This is a genomic window from Microbacterium sp. X-17 (genome assembly GCF_039615055.1).
Window position 1 is genome coordinate 225,382 of record NZ_JBDHNI010000007.1, and the last position, 15,833, is coordinate 241,214.

The following is a 15,833-nucleotide window of genomic DNA, read 5'->3' on the forward strand; positions in this document are numbered from 1 at the left end:
GCGAGCTACGACTGCCGGAGCGCCTCGCCCGGGAGGACCCCGTAGACAGTCCGGTAGCGGGCGGCGAAGCGGCCGAGGTTGGAGAACCCCCAGCGTGACGCGATCGCGGCGACCGTCGCGGTCTCCGGGCTGGAACGCTGCAGCTCCCTGTGCGCGTTCTCCAGGCGCACGCGGGCGAGGTACGCGAGGGTGCTCGACCCGGAGTGCTCCCGGAATCCGCGCTGCAGGGTGCGGGCACTGGCGCCGACGGCCGCGGCCACATCCGAGACGGTGATCGGCATCCCAGCGTTCTCGTCGATGAAGTCCATCGCCCGCCGGATCACGGCGGGCACCACCGGGGCCGAGTCGCGTTCGAGCGCCTCCCGGAAGCGGTGCTCGGTCGCCAGGAGCAGGCCGGTCATGAGGAGGCCGGCGACGTGCGCCGAGAGCAGCGGATTGCCGGCCAGCCCGTCCGGACCGCCGGCCGATCCGTAGAGCACCCGCACCAGCTGCCACCACTCGGCGGCCCGGCCGGTCCGGAGGTCCAGCAGCGGGGAGAAGTCGATCGGGCCGGTCACCTCGTCGTTGATGATGCGCCCGAGCTCCCGCTCCAGGGTCCGCCGGTCGATGCGGACCATCGTTAGCCGGTCGTCCGGCTGCTCGAAACCGGAGATGGTCGACTCCAGGTTGGGGCCGGCGACGGCGGCGAACTCCGGGGTGGCGGTGATCTCCCGCCGGCCGGTCCTCAGGCTCAGGAGGCCGGTGCTCGGAGCGCTGATCCCGTACGCGTCGCTGTGCGAGCGCATCTCGACGTCGACGCGGCCGCCGTACGACATCCGCGCCAGGCGGACGCTGCCGACCCGGAAGCCGGAGACCTCCCAGGCGAACGGGGCGCCGGCGCGGACCGGCGTCACCCGGTGCTCGTACGACAGGAGCCGGGAGGCGAGCTCCACCGCTTCGTCGACATCGGCCGAGCGGAAGGTCTGAAAGCCCGACGCGCTCATCTGCCCTCCCTCGCCCTCAGCTCGATCGTAGCCAGCGATCAGAGCGAGGACAGCCCCCAGGGCGCGCCGTCGAGGGCGAGCAGCGCGTCCGCCGTCGCGGCGATCGCCGGGACCGCGTCGGAGCCGGTCGCGGCGACGAGGTTGATGGTGCGGTGGTCGCGGTTCGCGGTCGGCCGCAGCACCACGCCCTCCACCGCGCCTGCCGAGCCGACCGCGAGCGCGGGGAGCAGCGCGACGCCGACGCCCTCGGCGACCATCCGCAGGACGGCGATGAAGTTGTCGGTCTCGTAGGCGATCCGCGGCGCGTAGCCGCAGGCGTCGGTCAGCTCAAGCAGGTGGCCGCGGCAGCGCGGGCAGCCGCCGATCCAGGAGGCCGATGCCAGCTCGGCGAGGTCGACGCTCCTCCCGGCGGCGAGGGGATGGTCGGAGCGCAGGGCGACCAGCATCTCGTCCTTCCAGAGCGGCACGACCGCGAGGCCGCGTGCGCTCTCGCGGTGCGGATCGACCCGGTCGCCCGGGTAGCTGAAGGTGATCGCCAGGTCGGCGGTCTGGCCGCGGACGGCGGCGACGGCCTCGGGAGGCTCGGCCTCCAGGTAGGTGATCCGCACGCCCGGGTGCTCGGCCTCCATGGTGTTGAGCAGCCGAGGGACGAGGGAGGACGACGCGGACGGGAAGCCGGCCAGCCGCACCCGCCCTGTGCGGAGCCCGCGGAGGTCGGCGAGCTCGCCCGCGGCGGCGTCGAGCGCGGTGGTCACCGCACGCGCGTGCCTGGCGAGCACGCGGCCGGCCTCGGTGAGCCGCACGCCGCGCCCGGCGCGCGCCACGAGCGGCATGCCGATGCGGCCCTCCAGGCGGCGCAGGTGCTGACTGATCGCGGGCTGGCTGTAGCCGAGGGACTCGGCGGCGCGGGTGATCGAGCCGTGGTCGGCGATCGCGCGCACCACGCGGAGGCTGTGGGAGTCGAGGTCGTCGAGCAGCATGCACGAATCATAACGCCGTGTGATGGAATCGATTGGACAGCTGCTCTGGTGTGATGTGTGAGGGTCCCTCAGGCTGGACGCATGCCCGAATCCCTCACCGTTCCCGTCGTCTCGTTCGCGGACGCCTTCACCGCCGGCGCCGGCTACCTCGCCGCCTGCACGCAAGGGCTGCCGACGCGCGCGACGGTCGACGCCGGCCGCGCGGACCTGGAGCGCTGGGCACGCGGGGAGGCCGCTCCCGGCGACTACGACGAGGCGATCGCCCGCTCCCGGCGCGCGTTCGCCCGGATCGCGGGGGTGGACGTGGACGACATCGCGATCGGTTCGCAGGTGTCGGTGCTCGCCTCGCTGATCGCGGCCTCCGCGCCGGACGGCGCCGAGGTCGTGTGCGCCGAGGGCGACTTCGCGTCGATGGTCGCGCCCTTCCACGCGCAGGCGCACCGCGGCGTGCGGGTGCGGGAGGTCGCGCTGGCCGACCTCCCCGCGGCGGTCGAGGAGGGCACCTGGCTCGTCGCCTTCTCCTTGGTGCAGTCGGCGACGGGCGAGCACGCGGACGCCGACGCCGTCCTCGCCGCCTGCGCGCGGACGGGGACGCTGAGCTTCGCCGACCTGACCCAGGCGCTCGGCTGGCTGCCGGTGGACGCGTCGCGGTTCGACATCACGGTCACGCACGCGTACAAGTGGCTGTGCGCTCCGCGCGGGAGCGCGTTCCTCACGGTGCGGCCCGGCGTCCGGGACCGGCTGCGGCCGGTGCACGCGGGCTGGTACTCCGGCGAGGACCCGTGGAGCTCGTGCTACGGCCCGCTCGTCGCGCCCGCGGCCTCCGCCCGGCGCTTCGACGTCTCCCCCGCCTGGCCGGTGTGGCCGGGCACCGCGGCCTCGCTGGAGTTCTTCGCGTCACTGGACGCGGCGGTCGTTCACGCGCACGCAACAGGACTCGGCGACCGGCTCGCCGACGCGCTGGGGCTGGTAGACGCCTCCGGCGCCCCCGTGCGCGGCCGCGCCATCCTCACGTGGCCGGACCTCGACGGCGCCGACCTCGCCGCGCTGACCGCCGCGGGCCTCCGCGCCTCCGGCCGCGCCGGCCGCGCCCGCGTCGCCTTCCACCTCTGGAACACCCCCGACGACCTGACGCGCACCCTCGCCGCCCTCACGCGCTGACCCTTAAGCACCGAAGGGCACGTTGTTGTCGCTTTTCGACGTGAAAAGCGACAACAACGTGCCCCTCGGCGGGAGCAGGTTACGCGTCCAGGCGGAGCATCCAGTTGTGGCGGTCGTGGGCGCGGCCGTACTGGATGTCGGTGAGCTCCTTGCGCAGGGACATGGTCAGCTCGCCGGGAGGGGCGGTGATGTCGCCGACGGTGAAGGTGTCGGACTTCAGCTCGCCGATCGGCGTGATGACCGCGGCGGTGCCGCAGGCGAAGACCTCGACGATGTCGCCGGACTCCACGCCGTCGCGCCACTCGTCGAGGGTCACCCGGCGGCGCTCCACCGTGTGGCCGCGGTCGCGGGCGAGCTGGAGCACCGAGTCGAGGGTGATGCCTTCGAGGATGCTGTCCGACTCGGGCGTCACGAGCGTGCCGTCCTTGTAGACGAGCACGACGTTCATGCCGCCGAGCTCCTCGATGTACTTCCCCTCGACCGAGTCGAGGAAGAGCACCTGCGCGCAGCCGTGCTCGTAGGCCTCGGCCTGCGGCAGGAGGCTGGAGGCGTAGTTGCCGCCGGTCTTCGCCGCTCCCGTGCCGCCCTTGCCCGCGCGCGACCAGTGATCGGACAGCCAGATGGAGACCGGGGCGACGCCGCTCGGGAAGTACGCGCCGGCCGGGCTCGCGATCAGGTAGAACGCCACCTTGTTGGCCGGGCGCACACCGAGGAAGGCCTCCTTGGCGAACATGAACGGGCGCAGATAGAGGCTGGTCTCCTCACGGCCCGGCACCCAGTCGCCGTCCACGGCGACGAGCTGCTTGAGCGCGTCGAGGAAGTGCTCGACCGGCAGCTCGGGCAGCGCCAGGCGGTAGGCGGAGCGCTGCATGCGGGCCGCGTTGGCCTCCGGGCGGAAGCTCCAGATCGAGCCGTCCTCGTGCCGGTACGCCTTGAGGCCCTCGAAGATCTCCTGCGCGTAGTGCAGCACGGCCGCCGACGGGTCGAGCTGGATGGGGCCGTACGGGGAGACCCGCGGGCGGTGCCAGCCACCCTTGGCCGACCAGCACAGGTCGACCATGTGGTCGGTGAAGTAGTTGCCGAAGCCGGGGTTCGCGAGGATCTCCTCGCGCTCCGCCGCGCTGCGCGACGACTCGTTGCGCGTGACGTTCCAGAGGAGGCCGGCCGTCTCGCTGGGTCCGGAGGTGAGGTTGATGCTGGTGGAGGTCATTGAGTGTCCTTTGCTGCGATGCGTCAATTCTGCGCCACGCGGGCCGCGATCGCGTCGCCCACTTCGGAGGTCGTGCGCGCGGCGCCCCTGCGGGCGGCGAGGTCGGACGTCACCGCCTGCTCGACCCGCTGGGCGAGCTCCCCGGCGCCGAGGTGGCGGAGGAGGAGCGCGACGGAGAGGATCGCGGCGGTGGGGTCGGCCTTCTGCTGGCCGGCGATGTCGGGGGCCGATCCGTGAACCGGTTCGAACATGCTCGGGAATTCGCCCGCGGGGTTGATGTTGCCCGAGGCGGCCAGTCCGATGCCGCCGCTGATCGCGGCCGCGAGGTCGGTGAGGATGTCGCCGAAGAGGTTGTCCGTGACGATCACATCGAATCTAGCAGGATCCGTGACCAGGAAGATGGTCGCCGCGTCCACGTGGAGGTAGTCGACCGCGACCTCCGGGTGCTCGGCAGCGACGGCGTCCACGATCCGCTTCCACAGGCCGCCCGCGAAGGTGAGCACGTTGGTCTTGTGCACCAGCGTGAGCTTCTTGCGGCGGGCCTCGGCCTGCTCGAACGCGTAGCGCACGACGCGCTCCACGCCGTAGGCGGTGTTGACCGAGACCTCGTTGGCGATCTCGTGCGGCGTGCCCTGCCGGATCGCGCCGCCGTTGCCGACGTACGGGCCTTCGGTGCCCTCGCGGACGACGACGAAGTCGACCTCCCCCGGGTTCGCCAGCGGGCTCGCGATGCCGGGGAACAGCGTGGTCGGCCGCAGGTTGACGTAGTGGTCGAGCGAGAAGCGCAGCTTCAGGAGCAGCCCGCGCTCGATGTTCGCGCCCGCCAGCCGCGGGTCGCCCGGTTTGCCGCCGACCGCGCCGAGCAGGATGGCGTCGTGGCCGGCGATCGCGGCCAGGTCGTCGTCGGTGAGCACGTCGCCGGTCGCCAGGTAGCGGTCGGCGCCGAGCGAGAAGTGGGTCTTCTCGAACGCGAGGTCGCTGCCCGCCGTCACCGCGTCGAGCACCTTGACCGCCTCCGCGATCACCTCCGGACCGATTCCGTCCCCGGGGATGACGGCGAGTTGGACGGTTGTGCTCATGACGCTCCTGCACTGATCGACGGACACACGGTTCACGTACACACTATCCCGCGCGCGAAGCGGCTGATTCTCCGCCGCCTCGCGCGATCCGGGCGCACTTCGCGCCGTCTCGGCGACGGGTCAGGAGCGGACGCGGCGGAGGGTGACGAGGGCGAGGACGGCCGCGGTGAGCATGAGACCCGCGCCGATGGAGGCGGTGAGCGCGATGCCGCTGTCGAACGCCTGCCGCGCGGACGCCAGCAGCTCGGCCGCCACCCCTCGCGGGAGGCCGCCGGCGACGGTCACCGCCCCGCCCAGCGTGTCCCCGGCGGCGGTCGCGTCGGCCGGGCTCAGCCCCGCGGGCAGCACGATCGCGGCGCGGTACGACGCGATGATGATGCTCCCGAGCGTCGCCGTGCCGAGCACCGCGCCCAGCTCGTACGCGGTCTCGGACACCGCGGACGCCGCGCCCGCCTTGTCCGCCGGCGCGGTCGAGACGATGAGCTCGTTCGACACGGTCTCGGCCGCGCCGATCCCCAGGCCGAGCAGCACGAACGCGGCGAGGAGGACGCCCCACGACGCGTCTCCCCCGCTCACGGCGACGACGATGTACCCGGCCGCCGAGACGCACAGCCCGCCCGCGATCACCAGCCCGGGCCGAAGCCGCCGCGCGACGGGCACGACGAGGAGGCCGGACACGATCATCGTCGCGAGCCCGGGCAGCAGCACCATCCCGGCACGCATCGGCGGCATCCCGAGCACCAGCTGGAGGTGCTGCGACACGAAGAACAGGAAGCCGACCAGCGCGATCACGCTGAGCAGGTTGATCAGCACCGCGCCGCTGAACGCCGCCCGCCGGAACAGGCGCATGTCGAGCATCGGCACCGGCCTCCGCAGCTGACGCCGGACGAACAGCACCCCGGCGCTCACCCCGATAAGCACGGCCAGCACCGGCACGAGCGCGAGCCCGTGCACCGCGAACTCCTTGATCCCGTACACGATCGGCGCCATCGTCACGAGCGACAGCAGGATGGACACGACGTCCACCGGACCCGGAGCGGGGTCGCGCGACTCGCGCACGAGCAGCGGAGTGAGCACCAGCAGCGGGATCAGCACGGGCACCGCGAGCAGGAACACCGAGCCCCACCAGAAGTGCTCGATCAGCAGTCCTCCGACGATCGGACCGAGCGCGGAGCCCGCCGCGAAGCCCGCCGCCCAGATCGCGATGGCGACGCGGCGCTGCTCGCGGTCCTGGAACACGCTGCGCAGCAGTGACAGCGTGGAGGGCATGAGCATCGCGCCGAACACGCCGAGCAGGGCCCGCGCGCCGATCAGCAGCTCGGCGGTCGGGGCGAACGCCGCCGCAGCCGAGACGGCGGCGAATCCGGTCGCGCCGATCAGCAGCACCGTGCGGCGGCCGATGCGGTCGCCGAGGCTGCCCATCGCGACGAGCAGGCCGGCGAGCACGAGCGGGTAGACGTCCACGATCCAGAGCATCTGCGTCGAGGACGGCCGCAGCGCCTCGGTGATGGCCGGGAGGGCGAAGCCGAGCACGGTGTTGTCGACCGACACGAGGAGGACGGGGAGCATGAGGACGACCAGGGCCACCCAGGCGCGCGCGCCGGCGCGGCCGGGCGTGGGCGCAGGGGGCTGCGCCGTCGGCTCGGCGGCGGCCGGGGTGCGGTCGGAGCGGGTTGTCGAGGTCATGCCTTACTGTACCGTCCGGACGGTACAGTAGTCAATGACGCGGGAGGGCGGGGCCGCGCGGCTAGCATGGCCCCATGTCCTCCCCCGCCTCCCCGGCGTCCACCTCGCCCGCTCCCGCTTCGCGCTCCGCCCGCGACCGCATCCTCGACGCCTTCGAGGACCTGCTCGCCGAGCAGAGCGAGCGCGCGGCGACGCTGGAGGCCGTGGCCGCGCGGGCCGGCGTCTCCAAGGGCGGCCTGCTCTACCACTTCGCCTCGAAGGACGCCCTGGTCGACGGCGTCCTGGACCGGTTCGCGGCCGACCTCGCCGAGGACATCGAGCACATGCGCGCCGCGCCGGACGGGCCGGTGGCCTACTTCCTGCGGACGTCCATCCCCTCCGACAACCGCCTGGAGCGGGTCATCGTCGCCATCGCCCGGCTCGCCCAGGCCTCCGACGCCCGCGCCAGCGACGCCCTCGCCGACGCGCAGCGGCAGTGGCTCAGCGAGCTGGAGGCCGTCGTCGGCGACCGGATGGTGGCGCGCACCATCATGCTGATCGGCGACGGGATGTACTACAACACCGCGCTGCTGCCGGCGGCGAACACCGTCCTGCGCGACGAGACCGACGTCCAGGAGCTGATCGGGCTGGTCGAGCGGCTGAGCGCGCGGGACTGAGCCCGGCTCAGACGCCGCCCGCGGCGAGCAGCCGCAGCAGCGACCGGCGCGTGCGGTCGTCGTCCGTCGTCCCGATCGCGCGCCGCAGCTCGACCTCGGACCCGGCACGGTCCCCCGCGAGCCGCAGCAGCTCGGCGCGCGCCGCGTGCGCCCGGGAGGCCAGCGGACCGACGAACAGGTCGGGCTCGGCGTCGAGGGCGGCGAGGGCGACCTCCGGCCCGGCGTCCGGGCTGTGGCCGAGCGCGACCAGCCGGCCGAGCCGCGCAGAGGTGCTCGGCCAGACCCGCACCAGCCCGTCGTAGAGGCGGACGATCGCGGGCCAGTCGGTGGCCTCCCAGGTCGGCGCGATGGCGTGCAGTCCGGCGATACCCGCCTGGAGGCCGTAGCGGCCGTCACCGTCGCCGCTGCCCGCGAGCGCGGTGGTCGCCAGCCGCTCCCCCTCCACCATCATCGCCACGTTCCAGCGCGTCCGGTCGGCCTCCCGCAGCGTCGCGAACTCGTCGTCCGCGGTCAGCCGCGTCGCCTGGCGCGCCTCGGTGAGCAGCAGCAGGCCGAGCAGCCCGGCGCTCTCGGCGTCACCCGCCACCCGGTGCGCGTCGCGGGCGAGAGCGATCGCGTCGGCCCGCAGCCGGTCGTCCGCGGTCGCGTGCCCGACCGTGTAGAGCAGGTAGATCGTGGTCAGCGCGTCCGGCATCCGCTGCGCGACCGCCGCCGCGTCGTCGAGGGCGAACCGGAGGCCGGAGTCGTGGACGCGCTTCTTGGCGCGGGTGAGCCGGGCGGCCATGGTGGTCTCGGAGACCAGGAAGGCGTCCGCGATCCGCGCGGTCGGCACACCGCAGACGTGCCGCAGCGCCAGCGCGACGCGCGTCTCCGGCGCGAGGTCGGGATGCGCGACGAGCAGGATGAGGTCCAGCCGCTCATCGCCGATGAACACCGCCTCCTCACCCCTCTCCTCGGCCTCGGCCGCGGCGGCGCTCTCGGCGCGGTCGGCCTCCGCGGCCAGCATCGGAGCGACGCGCCGGGCGGACCGCTCGCGCCGCAGCGCGTCGAGCGCGACCCGGCGCGCGACCGTCGTGATCCAGGCCGCGGGGTTCCGCGGCTCGCGGCCGTGCGCCGCCTCGGCGACGGCGCGCGCGAACGCCTCCTGCACCGCGTCCTCGGCGAGCAGGAGGTCGCCCGTCGTGCGCGCGACCGCGCCGAGGATGCGGGCGGCGTCCTCCCGGTAGGCGCGCTCGATCCGGGAGGCCGCCGTCACGGCCCCGCCCTTCCGCAGTACGCCATCCACCGTCCGCCGTTCGCGCGGCCGGCGGCTCAGCGCACCGTGTCGAGCACCAGCACCGGGTACAGCTCGACCCAGCCGCCGGTCGGCACCATCGCGGCCAGCTCCCTGGCCTGCTCGGGCGTCGAGGCCGTGTAGCTGTAGAAGCCGGTGACGACCTCCCGGGTCTCGCTGAACGGCCCGTCGGTGATCAGCGGGGCGCCGCCCTCGCGCGGCGTGATCTTGGTCGCCTTGGTGACGGGCTGCAGGGCGCCGGTGGCGACGATCCGCTCACCGGCCGCGACGACCGCGTCCTGGAACGCCTTGTGGCCGGCCATGCCCGCCTGCCACTCCTCCGCCGTCATCGCCTCGGGGTCCCAGTTCGGCTCGCGGATGAGCAGAACGTACTCGTCGGACATCGTGGTCTCCTCACTTCGTCGGAACGCCGCCCCACTCGGGCGACATCCCTACGACGCAAGTCAACCGTCGAAATCGACAGTGCGCGACAAGAACTTTTCGAGGGGCACGTTGTTGTCACTTTTCGCGGTGAAAAGTGACAACAACGTGCCCCTCGGCAGGGTCCTGAGGGGTCAGGACTCGGTGATGTCGATCTCCTGCAGGAGGTCGGCGTCGATCGCGACGCGGACCTTCTCCAGGAGTCCCTCCGGGACGCGCGAGTCGACGGTCAGGACGCTGAGCGCCTTGCCGCCGGCGGAGGTCCGCGCGATCTGCATGCCGGCGATGTTGATCCGCGCCTCGCCGAACTCGTGGCCGTAGACCGCGACGATGCCGGGGCGGTCGTCGTAGACCATGACGATCAGGTGCTCTGCGATCGGCACCTCCACGTCGTAGCCGTTGATCTCCACGACCTTCTCGATCTGCTTGGTGCCGGTGAGCGTGCCGGAGACCGACACCTGCGAGCCGTCGCTGAGCGCGCCGCGCAGGGTGATCAGGTTGCGGTACTCCTCGCTCACCGAGTCGGTGATGAGCCGCACCTCGATGCCGCGCTGGTCGGCGAGGAGCGGCGCGTTCACGTAGGAGACGGTCTCCGAGACGATGTTGGTGAAGAGGCCCTTGAGCGCCGCGAGCTTCAGCACGCTGACGTCGTAGTCGACCAGCTCGCCGCGCACCTCCACGTCGATGCTGGTCAGCGGGCTGTGGGCGAGGCCGGAGAACACCTGGCCGAGCTTCTCCACCAGCGGGATGCCGGGGCGCACGTACGGGTCGATGACGCCGCCGGCGACGTTGACCGCGTCGGGGACGAGCTCGCCGGAGAGCGCGAGGCGCACCGACTTGGCGACGGAGACGCCGGCCTTCTCCTGCGCCTCGTCCGTGGAGGCGCCGAGGTGCGGCGTGACGATGACGTTCTCCAGCTCCAGCAGCGGCGACTCGGTCGGCGGCTCGGTCACGAACACGTCGAGGCCGGCGCCGGCGATGCTCTTGGTGCTGAGCGCGCGGTACAGGGCGTCCTCGTCGATCAGGCCGCCGCGGGCGACGTTGACGACGAACGCGGTCGGCTTCATCTGCGCGAGCTGGTCGTCGGAGATCATCCCGGTGGTCTCGGGCGTCTTCGGCATGTGGATGGTGACGAAGTCGGCCTCGGTGAGCAGTTCGTCCAGGCTCACGAGCTGGACGCCGAGCTGCTGGGCGCGCGCGCTCGTGACGTAGGGGTCGTACGCGATCACCTTGGTGCCGAACGCCTGCAGGCGGGCGGTGATGAGCGCTCCGATGCGGCCGAGGCCGATGATGCCGACCGTCTTCTCGTACAGCTCGACTCCGGTGTACTTGGAGCGCTTCCACTGCCCCTGCGCGAGCGCGCTGTGCGCGGCCGGGATGTGCCGGGCGAGGCTCAGGATGTGGCCGACGGTGAGCTCGGCGGCCGAGATGATGTTGGAGGTCGGCGCGTTGACGACCATGACGCCGGCGTTGGTGGCGGTCTTGATGTCCACGTTGTCGAGGCCCACGCCGGCGCGGGCGATGACGCGCAGCTTGTTCGCAGCGGCGATCACCTCGGCGTCGACCTTGGTGGCGGAGCGCACCAGGATGGCGTCCGCGTCGGAGACGGCGGAGAGCAGGGCGGGCCGATCGGTTCCGTCGACGCTGCGGATCTCGAAGTCCGGCCCGAGGGCGTCGACGGTGGCGGGCGAAAGTTCTTCGGCGATCAGCACGACCGGCTTTGTCACGTGGCAGTTCCTTACAGGGAGGCTGGCTTGGGAGAAGGCGCGCAGCAGTCGTCGGTGCGCGGGTTGCTTAACTCTAGCGGGAGCGCAACGCCGCCTTTCGCCGCGTTACGACCGGGCGTCACGGACGGCCGCGACCGCCTCGCGCACGGTGATCGGGTCGGTGATGTCGTACGCGGCATCCCCGCCGCCCGGCCCGCTGGGCGCACCGGACACCGTCTCGCGCGCGGAGAGGTGCACCGCGTCGACGCCCGCGGCGATGAGCGCGTGGATGTCCTGCACGCGCACTCCCCCGCCCGCCATCACCTGCAGCCGGCCGCCCGCCCGCTGGGCCAGCGCCCGCAGCCCGTCGAGGCCGTTGATGCTGCGTGCCGCCCCGCCGGAGGTGAGGACGCGCGCGACGCCGAGCTCCGCGAGATCGTCGGCCGCGCCGAGCGGGTCGGGAAGGGTGTCGAAGGCGCGGTGGAACGTCACATCGAGCCCGCCGGCCTCCGCCACGAACCGGGCGACGGCCTCCCGGTCGACGCGGCCCGCCTCGTCCAGGGCGCCGATGACCACCCCATCCGCGCCGGCCTCGCGGGCGAACCGAATGTCGGCGGCGATCGTGTCGAGCTCGTCGGAGTCGTAGACGAAGCCGCCGCCGCGCGGGCGGACCAGGACGTGGACGAAGCCCGTCCGGCCCTCCTCCCGCGCCTCCTCGACCGCAGCGCGCACGAGACCGGCCGAGGGGGTCAGCCCGCCGAGCCCCAGCGCGACGCACAGCTCGACCCGGTCGGCGCCCTCCGCGAGCGCGACGCGCACCCCCGCGACATCCTGGACGGCGATCTCGACGGCGGTGCGACGGGGTTCGGGCATGCGGCCACGATAGCGGCATTCCCGCCACGGCGGCCCCGGCGTAACGTCGGAAGCGAGGGTTCAGGGAGGAGGCCGTCATGCAGGCGACGACCGGAGACCGGATCTGCATCCGGGGCACGCATGTCGAGTCGGCGGACCGCTGGGGCGAGGTGGTCGAGGTACGCGGCGCGGACGGCGCACCGCCCTACCTGGTGCGGTTCGACGACGGGCACGAGACGCTCGTCTACCCGGGGACGGACGCGGTCATCGAGCATAGCGCCGCGTAGCGGCGTGCAGACAGCGGACGGGGCCGCACCGATCCTCCGGTGCGGCCCCGTCCGGGATGCCGTAGCTCAGCGCGTCGCGATCAGCGCGCGACCTCTCCGTCGACGTAGTCGTCGTCGTTCGAGGCGTTCCACGCGAAGAGCTTGCGCAGCTCGCGGCCGGTGGCCTCGATGGGGTGCTGCTCGCCCTTCTTGCGGAGCTCCAGGAACTCGGGCGCGCCCGCGTCCTGGTCGGCGATGAAGCGCTTGGCGAAGGTGCCGTCCTGGATGTCGGAGAGCACCGCCTTCATGTTCTCCTTCACGTGCGGGTCGATCACGCGCGGGCCGGAGACGTAGTCGCCGTACTCGGCCGTGTCGGAGACGCTCCAGCGCTGCTTGGCGATGCCGCCCTCCCACATCAGGTCCACGATGAGCTTGAGCTCGTGCAGGACCTCGAAGTAGGCGACCTGCGGCTGGTAGCCGGCCTCGGTGAGGGTCTCGAAGCCGTACTGGACGAGCTGCGAGACGCCGCCGCACAGCACGGCCTGCTCGCCGAACAGGTCGGTCTCGGTCTCCTCGGTGAAGGTGGTCTTGATGCCGCCGGCGCGGAGGCCGCCGATGGCCTTCGCGTAGGAGAGGACGAGCGGCCAGGCGTTGCCGGTCGCGTCCTTCTCGACGGCCACGATGACGGGGACGCCGCGGCCTGCCTCGTACTCGCGGCGCACGGTGTGGCCCGGGCCCTTGGGGGCGACCATGATCACGTCGACGCCCTCGGGGGCCTCGATGTAGCCGAAGCGGATGTTGAAGCCGTGGCCGAAGACGAGGGCGTTGCCCTCCTCCAGGTTGGCCTGGATGTCGTCCTTGTAGAGGTTCCGCTGCACCTGGTCGGGCGCGAGGATGACGACGACGTCGGCCCACTTGGCCGCGTCGGCGGCGGAGAGGACGCGGAAGCCCGCCTCCTCGGCCTTCGGGGTGGACTTCGAGCCTGCCTTGAGGCCGATGACGACCTCGACGCCCGAGTCGCGGAGGTTCTGCGCGTGCGCGTGGCCCTGCGAGCCGTAGCCGATGACCGCGACCTTCTTGCCCTGGATGATCGAGAGGTCCGCGTCGTTGTCGTAGTAGATCTCAGCCACTGTGTGGGTTCTCCTTCTTGATGTGGTTCTGACGCCCGGGGTCGGGCCTTAGTTCTTTCGCCGCCCGAAGGGCGGGTTCAATTCTTGAAGACGCGCTCGGTGATGGACTTGCCGCCGCGGCCGATCGCGAGGAGGCCGGACTGCGCCATCTCCTTGATCCCGTACGGCTCCAGCACCTTGAGCAGCGCCTGGGTCTTGCCGCTGTCGCCGGTGACCTCGATGACGAGGGCGTCGGTGGCCACGTCGACGACGCGGGCGCGGAAGAGGTTGACCGCCTCCAGCACCTGGCTGCGGGTCGAGTTGTCGACCCGCACCTTGATGAGCAGGTGCTCGCGCTGGACCGACTGCGCCGGGTCCAGCTCCACGATCTTGATGACGTTGATCAGCTTGTTGAGCTGCTTGGTGACCTGCTCCAGCGGCAGCTCCTCGACGTCCACGACGACCGTGATGCGCGAGAGGCCGTCGACCTCGCTCGTGCCCACCGCGAGCGAGTGGATGTTGAAGCCGCGCCGCGCGAACAGGCCGGCGACCCGGGTCAGCAGACCGGGCTTGTCCTCGACGAGGAGGCTCAGAACGTGTGTGCTCATGGGGGTCACTCCTCTCCGAAGGACGGGCTGTGGTCGCGTGCGTACTGCACGTAGCTGTTGCTGACGCCCTGCGGCACCATCGGCCACACCATCGCGTCCGCGCTGACGACGAAGTCGATGACGACCGGACGGTCGTTCGTCTCCAGCGCCAGCTTGATGGCGGCGTCCACCTCCTCCTCCTTCGTGACGCGGATGCCGAGGGCGCCGTACGCCTCGGCGAGCTTCACGAAGTCGGGCACCCGCACGGTGTCGTGGCCGGTGTTGAGGTCGGTGTTCGAGTAGCGGCCGTCGTAGAACAGCGTCTGCCACTGCCGCACCATCCCGAGCGACGAGTTGTTGATGATCGCCACCTTGATCGGGATGTCGTTGATCGTGCAGGTGGCCAGCTCCTGGTTGGTCATCTGGAAGCAGCCGTCGCCGTCGATCGCCCACACGACCCGGTCGGGCTGGGCGACCTTCGCGCCCATCGCCGCCGGCACCGAGTAGCCCATCGTGCCGGCCCCGCCGGAGTTCAGCCACGAGTTGGGGCGCTCGTACTTGATGAACTGCGCCGCCCACATCTGGTGCTGGCCGACGCCGGCGGTGTAGACGCCCTCCGGCCCGGTCAGCTCGCCGATCCGCTGGATGACGTACTGCGGCGCGAGGAGGCCGTCGCTGGTGGGCGTGTAACCGAGCGGGAACTCCTCGCGGAGGCCGTTGAGGTACGTCCACCACTCCACCAGGTCGGGCGCGCCGGCCCGGGTGGCGTCCTGGTAGGCCGCGGTCAGATCGACGATGACGTCCTTGGCATCGCCGACGATGGGGACGTCGGCGACCCGGATCTTGGAGATCTCGGCGGGGTCGACGTCGACGTGCACGATCTTCGCGTCCGGCGCGAAGAGGGAGGTGTTTCCGGTCACCCGGTCGTCGAAGCGGGCTCCGAGCGACACGATGAGGTCGGACTCCTGCAGGGCGAGCACTGCGGGCACCGTGCCGTGCATGCCGGGCATGCCGAGGTGCTGCGTGTGCGTGTCGGGGAACGCCCCGCGCGCCATCAGCGTGGTGACCACGGGGATGCCGGTCGCCTCGGCGAGCTCCAGGAGCTCCTGCGAGGCGCGCGAGCGGATCACGCCGCCACCGACGTACAGCACCGGCTTCTTGGACTCGACCATCAGCTGGGCCGCGGCGAGGATCTGCTTGCCGTGCGCCTTGGTGATCGGGCGGTAGCCGGGCAGGTCGATCTTGGGCGGCCAGACGAACGGCACCGCGTTCTGCTGGGCGTCCTTGGTGATGTCCACCAGCACGGGGCCCGGTCGCCCCGTCCCGGCGATGTGGTACGCCGCGGCGATGGTGGCCGGGATGTCCTCGGCCTTCTTGACCAGGAAGGAGTGCTTCGTGATCGGCATGGTGATGCCGACGATGTCGGCCTCCTGGAACGCGTCCGTGCCCATCAGCGTGGAGAACACCTGGCCGGTGATGAACACGACGGGGACGGAGTCCATGTGCGCGTCCATGATCGCGGTCACGAGGTTGGTCGCGCCGGGGCCGGAGGTCGCCAGGGCGACGCCGACCTTGTTGGCGGCGACGGCGTAGCCTTCGGCCGCGTGGCCGCCGCCCTGCTCGTGCCGGACCAGGATGTGGCGGATCACGGACGAGTCCATGATCGCGTCGTAGATGGGGAGGATCGCACCGCCCGGCAGCCCGAAGGCGTCGGTGACGCCGAGGAGCTCGAGGGTGCGGACGACCGACTGGGAGCCGGTCAGGATTTCGGGCGACGCCTTTCCGGGCGCCGCGGGGGGCAACACTGAACTGGGGGTTGCATCCGGCGTCATGCCTTATCGATC

15 protein-coding genes are annotated in these 15,833 nt (G+C 71.9%); 3 read left to right on the top strand and 12 right to left on the bottom strand.

The window, feature by feature from the left end; all coding sequences use genetic code 11:
- Positions 1–5: 5 nt before the first annotated feature.
- On the bottom strand, positions 6–983 hold the full coding sequence (locus ABCS02_RS30100; protein ID WP_345839394.1) for an AraC family transcriptional regulator: 978 nt from the start codon (positions 981–983) through the stop codon (positions 6–8).
- 38 nt (positions 984–1,021) lie between these two features.
- Positions 1,022–1,963 (bottom strand): LysR family transcriptional regulator, encoded by a 942-nt coding sequence (locus tag ABCS02_RS30105; protein WP_345839395.1) that lies wholly within the window; start codon positions 1,961–1,963, stop codon positions 1,022–1,024.
- An 81-nt stretch (positions 1,964–2,044) separates the two neighbouring features.
- On the opposite strand from ABCS02_RS30105, the gene ABCS02_RS30110 reads away from it, so the two are divergent.
- Positions 2,045–3,124 (top strand): aminotransferase class V-fold PLP-dependent enzyme, encoded by a 1,080-nt coding sequence (locus ABCS02_RS30110; protein WP_345839396.1) that lies wholly within the window; start codon positions 2,045–2,047, stop codon positions 3,122–3,124.
- Positions 3,125–3,203: 79 nt separating this feature from the next.
- On the opposite strand, the gene ABCS02_RS30115 is transcribed toward ABCS02_RS30110, so the two are convergent.
- The 3 genes from ABCS02_RS30115 to ABCS02_RS30125 form a co-directional block, all read right to left on the bottom strand.
- Positions 3,204–4,334 carry a branched-chain amino acid aminotransferase gene (locus ABCS02_RS30115; protein ID WP_345839397.1) on the bottom strand — a complete coding sequence of 377 codons (1,131 nt, stop codon included), beginning with the start codon at positions 4,332–4,334 and terminating at the stop codon, positions 3,204–3,206.
- 23 nt (positions 4,335–4,357) lie between these two features.
- A complete protein-coding gene (locus ABCS02_RS30120; protein WP_345839398.1) occupies positions 4,358–5,413 on the bottom strand; it encodes a 3-isopropylmalate dehydrogenase in 1,056 nt (351 codons plus the stop codon).
- Positions 5,414–5,533: 120 nt separating this feature from the next.
- Positions 5,534–7,099 carry an MFS transporter gene (locus tag ABCS02_RS30125; protein ID WP_345839399.1) on the bottom strand — a complete coding sequence of 522 codons (1,566 nt, stop codon included), beginning with the start codon at positions 7,097–7,099 and terminating at the stop codon, positions 5,534–5,536.
- A gap of 74 nt (positions 7,100–7,173) precedes the next feature.
- Here ABCS02_RS30125 and ABCS02_RS30130 point away from each other — a divergent pair, with 74 nt between their 5' ends.
- The gene (locus tag ABCS02_RS30130) at positions 7,174–7,755 is read left to right on the top strand and encodes a helix-turn-helix domain-containing protein (protein ID WP_345839400.1); all 582 of its coding nucleotides are present in this window, start codon (positions 7,174–7,176) and stop codon (positions 7,753–7,755) included.
- A 7-nt stretch (positions 7,756–7,762) separates the two neighbouring features.
- On the opposite strand, the gene ABCS02_RS30135 is transcribed toward ABCS02_RS30130, so the two are convergent.
- The 4 genes from ABCS02_RS30135 to ABCS02_RS30150 all read right to left on the bottom strand — a co-directional run bounded on the left by ABCS02_RS30135 (position 7,763) and on the right by ABCS02_RS30150 (position 12,048).
- Positions 7,763–9,010, bottom strand: a complete 1,248-nt coding sequence (locus ABCS02_RS30135) for a sigma-70 family RNA polymerase sigma factor (RefSeq protein WP_345839401.1) — start codon at positions 9,008–9,010, stop codon at positions 7,763–7,765.
- Between the two features lie 56 nt (positions 9,011–9,066).
- Positions 9,067–9,432: a YciI family protein gene (locus ABCS02_RS30140; RefSeq protein ID WP_345839402.1), complete on the bottom strand. Its 366-nt coding sequence runs from the start codon at positions 9,430–9,432 to the stop codon at positions 9,067–9,069.
- Between the two features lie 171 nt (positions 9,433–9,603).
- Complete coding sequence (gene serA, locus ABCS02_RS30145; protein WP_345839403.1) at positions 9,604–11,196, bottom strand: phosphoglycerate dehydrogenase; 1,593 nt, start codon at positions 11,194–11,196, stop codon at positions 9,604–9,606.
- A 105-nt stretch (positions 11,197–11,301) separates the two neighbouring features.
- Complete coding sequence (locus ABCS02_RS30150; RefSeq protein ID WP_345839404.1) at positions 11,302–12,048, bottom strand: copper homeostasis protein CutC; 747 nt, start codon at positions 12,046–12,048, stop codon at positions 11,302–11,304.
- Between the two features lie 77 nt (positions 12,049–12,125).
- Here ABCS02_RS30150 and ABCS02_RS30155 point away from each other — a divergent pair, with 77 nt between their 5' ends.
- Complete coding sequence (locus ABCS02_RS30155; protein ID WP_345839405.1) at positions 12,126–12,314, top strand: DUF1918 domain-containing protein; 189 nt, start codon at positions 12,126–12,128, stop codon at positions 12,312–12,314.
- Between the two features lie 80 nt (positions 12,315–12,394).
- Here ABCS02_RS30155 and ilvC read toward each other — a convergent pair whose 3' ends face one another.
- The 3 genes from ilvC to ABCS02_RS30170 form a co-directional block, all read right to left on the bottom strand.
- Complete coding sequence (gene ilvC, locus ABCS02_RS30160) at positions 12,395–13,423, bottom strand: ketol-acid reductoisomerase (RefSeq protein ID WP_345839406.1); 1,029 nt, start codon at positions 13,421–13,423, stop codon at positions 12,395–12,397.
- A gap of 77 nt (positions 13,424–13,500) precedes the next feature.
- A complete protein-coding gene (gene ilvN, locus ABCS02_RS30165; RefSeq protein WP_185277752.1) occupies positions 13,501–14,010 on the bottom strand; it encodes an acetolactate synthase small subunit in 510 nt (169 codons plus the stop codon).
- Positions 14,011–14,015: 5 nt separating this feature from the next.
- Positions 14,016–15,821, bottom strand: coding sequence for an acetolactate synthase large subunit (locus tag ABCS02_RS30170; protein ID WP_345839407.1), 1,806 nt, complete (start codon positions 15,819–15,821; stop codon positions 14,016–14,018).
- Positions 15,822–15,833: the final 12 nt, after the last annotated feature.